This is a genomic window from Paenibacillus ihuae (assembly GCF_001368795.1).
Lineage (GTDB): Bacteria > Bacillota > Bacilli > Paenibacillales > Paenibacillaceae > Paenibacillus_AQ > Paenibacillus_AQ ihuae.
Window position 1 is genome coordinate 3046830 of record NZ_LN831198.1, and the last position, 9988, is coordinate 3056817.

At 42.4% G+C, this 9988-nt stretch carries 8 protein-coding genes and 1 pseudogene; 1 reads left to right on the forward strand and 8 read right to left on the reverse strand.

What is annotated here, in order from left to right:
• Positions 1-472: 472 nt before the first annotated feature.
• The 6 genes and pseudogenes from AQR02_RS13820 to AQR02_RS13840 form a co-directional block, all read right to left on the reverse strand.
• Positions 473-1579 (reverse strand): Ger(x)C family spore germination protein, encoded by a 1107-nt coding sequence (locus tag AQR02_RS13820; protein ID WP_054940987.1) that lies wholly within the window; start codon positions 1577-1579, stop codon positions 473-475.
• A 2-nt stretch (positions 1580-1581) separates the two neighbouring features.
• Positions 1582-2697: a GerAB/ArcD/ProY family transporter gene (locus AQR02_RS13825; protein WP_054940988.1), complete on the reverse strand. Its 1116-nt coding sequence runs from the start codon at positions 2695-2697 to the stop codon at positions 1582-1584.
• The gene (locus tag AQR02_RS13830; RefSeq protein WP_054940989.1) at positions 2694-4151 is read right to left on the reverse strand and encodes a spore germination protein; all 1458 of its coding nucleotides are present in this window, start codon (positions 4149-4151) and stop codon (positions 2694-2696) included. The genes AQR02_RS13825 and AQR02_RS13830 overlap by 4 nt, the downstream gene beginning before the upstream one ends.
• A 485-nt stretch (positions 4152-4636) precedes the next feature.
• Positions 4637-4924: pseudogene (locus AQR02_RS31350) on the reverse strand (DsbA family oxidoreductase); the annotation flags it as partial.
• Between the two features lie 128 nt (positions 4925-5052).
• Complete coding sequence (locus AQR02_RS13835; protein ID WP_245237429.1) at positions 5053-5604, reverse strand: NAD(P)-dependent oxidoreductase; 552 nt, start codon at positions 5602-5604, stop codon at positions 5053-5055.
• 17 nt (positions 5605-5621) lie between these two features.
• Positions 5622-6281, reverse strand: coding sequence for an SDR family NAD(P)-dependent oxidoreductase (locus tag AQR02_RS13840; protein ID WP_054940990.1), 660 nt, complete (start codon positions 6279-6281; stop codon positions 5622-5624).
• A gap of 195 nt (positions 6282-6476) precedes the next feature.
• Between AQR02_RS13840 and AQR02_RS13845 the strand changes: the two genes are divergently transcribed.
• A complete protein-coding gene (locus AQR02_RS13845; RefSeq protein WP_054940991.1) occupies positions 6477-7070 on the forward strand; it encodes a TetR/AcrR family transcriptional regulator in 594 nt (197 codons plus the stop codon).
• Positions 7071-7480: 410 nt separating this feature from the next.
• On the opposite strand, the gene AQR02_RS13850 is transcribed toward AQR02_RS13845, so the two are convergent.
• Positions 7481-9103, reverse strand: a complete 1623-nt coding sequence (locus AQR02_RS13850) for a response regulator transcription factor (RefSeq protein WP_054940992.1) — start codon at positions 9101-9103, stop codon at positions 7481-7483.
• A partial coding sequence (locus tag AQR02_RS13855; RefSeq protein ID WP_148449103.1) for a sensor histidine kinase occupies positions 9081-9988 on the reverse strand: 908 nt, incomplete at its 5' end. The genes AQR02_RS13855 and AQR02_RS13850, both read right to left, overlap by 23 nt.

The following is a 9988-nucleotide window of genomic DNA, read 5'->3' on the forward strand; positions in this document are numbered from 1 at the left end:
TGCTGGAGCTAATAATTCAGTCATTGTCTCCTCCTGATGACCCATAAATTAAAAAAATTTGTAGTTACTTGTGATCGTTCTCCGTAACATGGAGCTGTATCACCATAGCTATCTTTGAGTTTATCCCGATGGAGCAGCATGATGCTGTGACCCAGCGCATGGAGGATGTGACGCGGGCTTACTATGATTCAGTATGTAAGTCAGACTGTAAAGCGAATACAGAAGCGGTAGAGCCAAAGTGATAACGGAGCAGTTTTCAAAGAACCGATTAAGGAAGCCGTCACCGTCGGCGTTGGACAGCATGATGTAGTGATATGAAAAAGAGAACATCTACGATGGACATTCTCCTTTGTGTGGCTTGTTAAAGTGTGGGGTAAGGTGGTGGTGTAATGATTTGATATCCCTCACCGCTTAGCGTCGATATACTGGCATGCCCATCTCTATCATGCGCTCTTAAGCGGATCGGACCGATTTACTTGTTTTGAAACACATCAACCGCTCCATTAATCAAAGGATGTACTTTGATGTCGTAGTCAACATCAATTTTCATATTTCCCCAATATTTCAACCATTGCTCTTCAGTTATTTGTTTAGAAAACGGCTTAAGCGAATGGGTTCCGATCTCTAAGGGATCCACTTTATACCGTTGCATTCTTTTTAATAAATCTGACGTTTGTTCCTCAAGATAAACCTCAATTTCATGAATTAAATGTTCCATTTGTTCCTCACTTTGAATATTCATTTCTCCCTGGTATTCCTCCATTCTTCCGTTCAATTCCACATGTAAAGACAAGGATGAATAGTCCCTCGATAGTTTCATGCGAACATTGGATCGAATACGTCCTAAACTGATAGATAACTTTGGAATGGCCAAGACTTTCAGGAAATGATCGTTATCCAGAAGTTGAAAAATATTATCGTCCAAGTCTTGAATGACCATTGCTTCTTTATCCCTTTGGAAGAAGGCTGTCCCTACGTAATTGAAATTGTTCTTATCCGAATGAAAAACCGGCAGAATCGGATCCTTAAGAGGGGAATATAACATCTTCATAAATTGATGAATATTGACGATGCTCATTTCACCTTGGTTATGCTCCTCGTAATGCTTTAACATCCGATAAAGAAAATAATCTTGGTTTTCTTGCTTCGTCAATTGATTTTCTATGTATTCATCAAAATCGCCTCTGACAATCACCAAATAGACACGCATTGAAATATCGGGATCAACCAATATCGTATTGATCAGCCTTTCAATTCCTCTTTTTTTCGCCAGCTCCTCATTGATTAATAACATTCGCAGCTGCCCCTGCTTTAATTCCCGATAATAAATTAAATTAAACTCCCTATCTCCCTGTTTTAACAGATCGACTTCCTTAGAGAGAAGACGTTTTTTCTCTTGGATGAGCGGTGGTACTAAAGTGCTGATTTTCAACTTTCCTTCCGTCCCCTCGTCAATCGACCAGAAAACTACCGGAGCGATCTCTTCGATCAAATTGTTCTCGACATATGGAGAAGAACAGCCGGCAATCCATATAAGGCATACACTCGCCAATAAACCATAATGCTTGTATGGTACCATGCCTACATACTCTCCTTTCGTTTAACTGCAGTGAAAAGGATCGCAGGAACAAGTAAATAAATGAATGCACCGAGCCAGATTTGAATGTTCAGTAACATCTTTTGCCCCGGAACCGTTTGCCATAACCATTGATCCATTAAGATGATGCTTATCAAAATGATAAACCAACTCAACAATAATCTGATCCGAGTCGTGCGTTCGTTCATTTTTCTCATAAAGATTCTTCCGGCTCCATAAAAACACAACAGAAGAATTGAAATGTCAAACACATAATTAAACATATGGAAAGAGATAAGGATGTAATCGATTCGTTCTAAACCGCTCGTTTGAATGTAGCTTCCCATATATGCTATCGGAAAATTGATCTTGCTTAAGAAGTTCGAACCGTAAAATAATACCGAAGCAATGAACAATAATGAATATTCCATGATGGTCATCATGTTTCCAATGATCAGATATTTCGATATTTTTTTATTGGAGCTTAACCATGGAACCAAAAAGACCAAATATACCGGACCGGAAAATGCCGACCAAATAAACAACAAACCCTGCCAGGATTGTCCTGACCATTCGGTGGGTATGAGAGGATACAAATCGCGGTAATCAGCCATCGGCGGAAAGAAAAAAGGAATAAACATGATTGCGATCCAAGCCCCGCAAAGAAAGGCGATGACGACAAAACGCAATGTTTTCTCCATTCCATGTGAAGCCACAAATAAGCTGATCAAAAGAATCATTAGGATCAGCCACTTTTTATTCATGGATGGATAAATAAAATTATGGAGCATTTCAACGTATCCCAGTGTGATAATTGAAATTTTGAACAATATTATCAAAAAACCAAGTATTGCGAAAACTTGAACTGCCCGATTACCGAAAAGCTGTAAAAATCCTTGATAGCCTTTCGCTGCATAACTGGAAGTCAACCATTTGGACATCATCATCAAATTAAGTTGGGACAGCAGCCCGATCACGACAATTCCCCAAACCATATACGAATGAACCAAATACACCGGCATGATTAAAATAAAATAATGCATTTGCATGCGGTTCACTAAGAGAAGGAAATAGATACCACCGAGAGTGGAAGTTCGATTATATAAGGATAAACTCTTCACTTCTTCATCTCCTGTCGCCATTTCCGTAGTGTTTTTAGATATTTCGGACGAGTTTTCATCCAAATTAAAGGGCCGCGGATAAAGAGATCGTTCCAATCTTTTCCATAAAAAGGAGCAATCGGTGCTAAATAAGGTTGACCTAATGACGTTAATGCATGGAGATGTGCAAGAATCCCGATTAGCCCGATCACGATTCCAGGCAACCCAAGAAACGATGCAAGGATAAGAAGAAGAATTTGCAACAGCACCATGGATTTTGTCACTTGATAATTGGGAACTAAAAAGAAAGCAATAGCGGATATACCCATCAGCACTATCAAAACTTTACTTGCAAAGCCTGCTTCTACTGCAGCTTGTCCAATGACGATACCACCGATAACCCCTAAAGTTTGACTGGTTTTGGTCGGCATTCGCAAACTTGCTTCTTTGATGATTTCCAGCGTTACGATCATGAAAAATCCTTCCGCAAACGGAGTAAAAGGCAATTTGCTTCTCGATTCCAATAATACGTAAAGAAGCGGCAGCGGAACCATTTGGTAATGAAATGTCGTTAACGCAACATAAAAAGGAATCATCGTCAAAGAAACAACAAAACTTCCGTATCGGATTAAACGTAAAAAACTGGCTACCGGCCAACGAAGGAAGTAGTCTTCCGGAGATTGGAGTAAATGGAAAAAAGTAATGGGAGCAATTAAGGCAAACGGTGAATTGGAAACCAATAGCGTCAGCTTTCCCTCACCTAAGGCGTAGGCGCAGGCATCCGGCCGATCCGTTTGCAGAAACTGCGGAAAGACTGTATGGTTATGATCTTCAATAAAAGCGGCAAGCTGAGAGGAGTCTAAAAATTGATCGAAATCCACACTTTCAATTTTCTTTCTTGCAAGGGAAACAAATTCTGGATTAATTAATCCGTCTATGTACAGTAACACAACTTTCGTTTTACTCAGTGAACCGATAGTAAAGCTTTCCGTTTTTAATGTCGTTATAGGCAAACGTCTGCGCAACATAGTAATGTTTTTATCGATTTGTTCGCTGAAGCTGTCTTTCGCTCCATATATAACCGTTTCTGTTTGGGAAGGTTCAACTGCCCGACCAAGAGGGTTTTCCAGTTGGACGCCTAACCACTGATCGTTGACTGGATCGTTTAGAAGAATAAATCCTTGCATTATTTTTTGCTCAGCATCTTCGATCGATAGAACTTCCGAAACTTTGGCATTGGTTATGCATGAAGAAAGTGAATTGCAAGCAGAACGATGAAGTGGCTGAATAACCGTCTCGTTTAAACGCTCTGGATCGATTAACGTTTTTATGTATAATAGATGGACTGAGGCACTGGTACCCATTCTGAGCTCGACAATATCGGCATCATCCATATGGTTTAATTTCTGTTTTAATTCATCAAGCCATGTGGACATTTGATGATTTTTCATTTGAGGGTCGTATTTTTCAACCATAGTCTTCTCCTTCATTAAAGAAATCAAAATCCTGCGGTTTTATCTTGCCCTGTAATGGAAGAATTATACGACCGGCCATTTGTATTTCTTCGGAAGTTGCGGCTACAAGACATGAATCTGCTCGATTTGCTCATTGGCAAAACCGTGGAGATTGCGATCCAAAAAGGTCTCATTCGTAGCCGATGAGAGAATGATGCTATACAGAAGGAGCAAAAAGCCGTGTTTCAGGAAAGCGAAACCATTTGCAAGCCTTTCTCCATTTCTTTGGTATCGATGCGAGGATATGGCAAACTTCTTTACGGTGCTTCAAAAAATTAAGCCGCCCAAAGTCCAATAAGGATTTTGAACGGTTTATTGTTCTGCCTATTTCGCTTGAACTGCCTGACTGTTTACGGTCTGCCTGTCTACATGATGTTCTAAAATACTTTGTAATTGTTCTCGACAATGCTTTCAGAATATCTCTTTCAAATGCTTATTGGCTTTACTTATTGAGATGCTTGGTTAAGAGCATTTATAAATACCTCAGTTGGTTGTGCGCCTGATATCGCATATTTTCTATCAATGACAAAGAAAGGTGCTCCTGTTATCCCTAATTGCTTTGCTGTGGCTTCATCTGAACGTACATCGTTAGCATATTTGGATGAATTACGGAGAACTGCCATTGATTCGTCCCTATTCATCCCAACTGATTCTGCAATATCTGCTAATGTACCATGATCGCTTATTAGCTTGGCGTCCGTGTAATAAGAATAGAACAGCTTCTCTGCTAATTCCTTATCTTTACCAACAGATTTGGCATCACTTGGGACTTATTTGTTATAAATAATAGGCATTTTTCTAATCAATTGGTTATTACGAGCGGCAGAGTACATGAATTTAGCAACATTTTCTCTTGAAACACCTAATTTAGCGGTTTATCACCGAATGAATAATCATAAGATTGTCCCTTGTGCTTAACATTTGGATTAATAATTCGAACAACTGTCCAATCAATGCTCGATTGTTTAATAATCCCCTCCATTTTTTTCATTTCCGCATGACCATTAGGAAGGAAAATTTTAGCTAATACTCCCGGAAGTATCGTTGAAATGTTTTTCTTATCGTCATCCGATTGCAACGCTGGCGTCGCAAGTGTAATTAACCTTTTTTTGTCAAGCCTTTTCATCGCTCTAACAATCAGTTCGTGTCCATCGGCAATCGGCGTGCCTTTAAGCTTTCGTGACATGTCAGATGCTGGTCCCAGTGTACTGATTACGACATCCGCTTCAGCGACTGCCCTCTCGATGATTGAAGTATTGGAAAGTTCCCCTTGTACAACGGTCAAATTGGGATGTTTGAGGCTAACTTTTTTGGGGTTTCTAATGTATGCTGTTACGAAATCTCCGTTTTCTAAAGCTAATTGTGTTACAAGCTGTCCAATTGCACCACTTGCACCGAAAATAGTGATATTCACATTTTTACCTCGATTGATTATATTTTGTCTTCAGTTATAAACTCTTCTACTCTGTCTCTCTTGGTGTACATGTCGTACCAAATATCAGCGATTTTATCCTGAACTCCTGAATTAGGTTGCATCCAAATTCCAATCGATAGATGACCTGCATAAATCCCTTTGTCCGCTAATTCGCTGTTCAAATTAAAGATATAATTACGAAGTCCTGAAATTGCAATTCCGACATTACCCATCATCGGTACTGGGTGGATTGCAGCGCCTCCAGTCGTAAATAATAGAGCACCGCTTTGCTTATCCAACATTTCCGGCAGCACTTGCCGAACACTGGATAATGCACCTAAAACATTAAATTGAAATTGGTATAAGGCATTTTCTTCGGTTACATCTAATGCTGGTGCTACTGTATTGATGCTCGGCGTTGGACTGTATTCAAGAACATCAATAAATCCGTATTTCTCTTTAATAGCGGTAAATGCCATCTCAATTTGTTCTTTATTTAATATGTCTGCTTGAAATGGAGCAGCTTCGATTCCCAATTGTTCTAATTCAATAACCAGCTGGTTCAATTTTTCTTCATTTCGGGCAATAAGAGCTACGCGAAAGCCATTTTGTCCGAATTTCTTTGCAATGGACATTCCTAATCCTTCTCCTGCTCCAACGATCGCTATAGTTTTCATTTAAAATCTCTCCTTTAGTATGAGTTAATTATCAATAAGATAAATAATGGTCAATGTGTTGTATATTTATCTTGTGTTTATTATGATTAATAAAAGATCAGCATTCAATATTTAATATTTCTGATTTTGAGAGATAAAATGCAGTTTCAGCTCAAATGTCGTATATCTATCAAAAAAATAAGGGAATGAGCCATAATGAGCAAAAAAACCGATTTGCGTATCATTCGCTCCAAACATTCGATAAAAAAAGCGTTTATAGAGCTTCTTACTGAAAAGGGATACGAAGGAATTACGATTCAAGATATTGCCGATAAGGCGATGATTAACCGGAATACATTTTACCTTCATTATCAGAACAAACCCGATTTGTTAAATGCATCTATGGACGAATTAATAGAAGAACTAAAGAGTACACTCAAGCAATGCTCAAGCAGCAAAACTCCGGTAAGCGGCCCTATGCTTGAACAACTAATGCAAACCATCCTGGAGAAAATTCAGGACAATATCCCTTTTTACAAAGCATTGTTACTGGATGAGAATAGAATTTATGGTTTTCAATCAAAAATGGAGGGAATTATAAAAAATACAGTGGAGGATGGCTTGGATAATACTCCATTGAAGATTTCAAAGGAATTATTACTCCAATATATCGCATCTACTTTTATAGGCATTGTAGTGTGGTGGGTTAAAAATGATTTTTCCTATACCCCAAAGGAACTCGCTTCTCAATTCGGAAAAATTCTAACTCACGGACACTTAAAAGCCGCAGGTATTTCAATCGATGATTAAAGTGATAAATGCTTACGAACAGTAGCTGGGGAGATAGAAAAGAAAAGGAGCCCTCGAATGACTCGAATGATGGCTCCTTTTCTGTTACTACACTTTCAAAAAATAATATTGCACTCTTGAAGACTAACCAAAATCTCCGCTTTTCGCTTTACCACTATTTGTGATACGGTTCACCCCGATAGCAGAAGGGGCAAGTTATTGATCTTGATCGGACTAATGTATACTCTCCCGGACACCCTAGATAGGGACCCTGATTTGAAAAGCTTTCACCTGGATGGACCATTGTCCTCGGTGATTACCTCCAGGTACACCCGGACCGGAAGGAAGATGTGATTCGTTTTGTGCGAGGGGGATGGTTCTCTGAAAGCACAAAAATTCCGGGCTTTAAGTAGTCCTGTTTGATTTACTCACTACTCACCGCCATCTCCTCCCCCTGCCTCCTTCCGCCACTCCCGCGGGGTCATGCCTGTTAGCTTGCTGAAGATTTTACTGAAATAGCGGCTGTCCGGGTATCCAACCTTCTCAGAGATAGAAGCGATCTTGTACTGTTTGTTCATAAGCAGGATTTTGGCGTTCTCAATGCGGACCCGTTCCAGATATTCGGACTGATTCTCGTGAAACACCTGTTTGAAGCGCCGGGAGACATATTCACGGCTAAGGAAGAACTGGCTTGCAATTTCCTGAAGCGATAGATCGTGCATATAGTTAAGGTCAATGTACTGCTTGATCGAATGGATGACGTCATATTCCTGTATCCGGGAAACTTTCAGAACCTCGGCGATTTCCAGAAAAGCATTCGTCCATTCCCTCTGCCATTCCTCCAACGATAGCCGGCCGTCGGGCCCGATCGGAAACAGCCACTGGGAGGAGGTCCGGGCGGATTCGCCTGCGGTCCGGTCCGTGTCCTGCAGCAAATGGCTGCGGAGCATTTCAAATTCATACCGCCAATACTTCAACTGTTCCCAGGTCACGGCACGCAGTTGTCCGATCGCCTGTATCCAATTGGCGACGGCGCCCTTGATCTGGCGCTGCTCCCCTTTGTGAATAGCGGCCGAAATCGAGCTGCTGTAATCGGCCAAGATGATTCTTTTGTCGGAGGTGGCGGCAGGAATGTCGTCATAACTGTGAATCCAGGTGCCCGGTCCCACAAAGGAAACGGAAAGAGCTGTCTGCAGCATCTGCTGAAATCCGGTGTGAATGTCCTGCGGGAAGGAGACCCTGCCGCTGCAGGCAAAATGAAAGCGTGCTCCAAGCACACGGTACAGCGCTTCATTGATGGCTGTCAGCTTCCTGCTGTTGCCCCCAAACTCACCAGTCAGCAGCAGAACGATGCCATAATTGGGATCGGCATGCTTGAAGGCATATCCATTCCTGGAAGGACCGATAACTTCATTGCAGATGTTAAGCATTAAGAAATACAGAAGGTCGATATTCCTTCCGAATTTCTCCAGTACAGTGCCCGGCAGCGGATCAGAGATCAGCATCACGAGCTGGCATTCCCGGACGGCGGACCACTCGAAGGATGCCTGAAGCTCCTCAGCGGCGATAGAGTAGCCATCCGGCTGTGAGACAACGCCCGACAGCATTTTGTCCCAATACATAGGCAGGGTTTTGTTGATCTCGACATCCCTGCGGATATTCAGCCGCCGCGCTTCATCATCTTTCAGCCACGTATCCACCGCATTGCGGAGTGCTTCGAGCAATTCATTGCGGTTAATCGGCTTAAGCAGGTAGTCAAGTCCGCCGTGCCTCATCGTCTTGCGGATATAGGTGTAGTCGTCATAGCCGCTGATCACAATCCTCTTCGATTCAGGCGCATGCTCCCCGATCCATTGCAGAAGCGTCAGGCCGTCCACATTGGGCATTTTCATATCCGTAAAAATAATCTCCGGCTGCTCACTCCGAATCAGCTCCATAGCCGCTGCCCCGTCGCAAGCTTCCATCACATCGGTGATCTGAAAATCCTCCCACTGGACCAGAAGCCGGATTGAATCTCTTACATCGGTCTCATCATCCACGATCAGTACTTTCATAGAGCCTGCCGTCCTTTCGTTGCGGGATTCTGATAACTACATAAAAGCCCGAAGGCTGGACCTGTCCTATAGATACCTTGGCCTCATCGTTAAAGAATAAAGAGAGTCTTGAGATCACATTGATCAGACCGATACTGCCCCCTACCGTTCCTCCCGAGGCTTCTTGCTTCATGCGCTGCTTCAACCGCTCCAGGTTCTCCGGCGTAATGCCATGCCCGTTATCCCGGATTGAAAGGATCAGCCCATCTTCGCCGCTTTCCAGCTTAATGTCTATTTCAGCATTTTGCATCGATTCAAATCCATGCTTGAAGCAGTTTTCTACAAGAGGCTGCAGGATCATTTTGGGTACAAGTAGTTCCAGAGCGGAAGGTTCGGCAATGTCAATGGTGTAGTGCAGATGTTCCTTGAACCGCTGTTTCTGCAGTTCCAGATAGGCCTCCACATGAGCAATCTCTTTGGCGAGAGGGACAACGGACTCCTCGGTATTCATAGTGTAGTGCATCATTAGCCCGAGCGAGGAGGTTAGCTCGTAAATCTTGGGCACCTTATTGTGCAAGGCCACGGACCCGATGGACTGCAAGGTATTAAAGATAAAATGCGGATTGATCTGAGCCTGAAGCGCCTTCAGCTGGTTATCCTTGTTGGCAAGCTCCAGCCGGAGTTCCCGCATGATCAGATTGTCAATCGTATCGACCATATTCTTGATCGCGCTGCCAAGAACCCCGACCTCATCGCTGCGTTCCGAATCCACATCAAACTGCAGTTTTCCCAATTTGATCCGCCGGATCGACTCGGTCAACTTCTTGATCGGGGTGGTTAGCTTAAGCGACACGTACAGCGTTGCCGCAATCGAAATGACCAGAAAGCTTATCAGGACAAAGCACA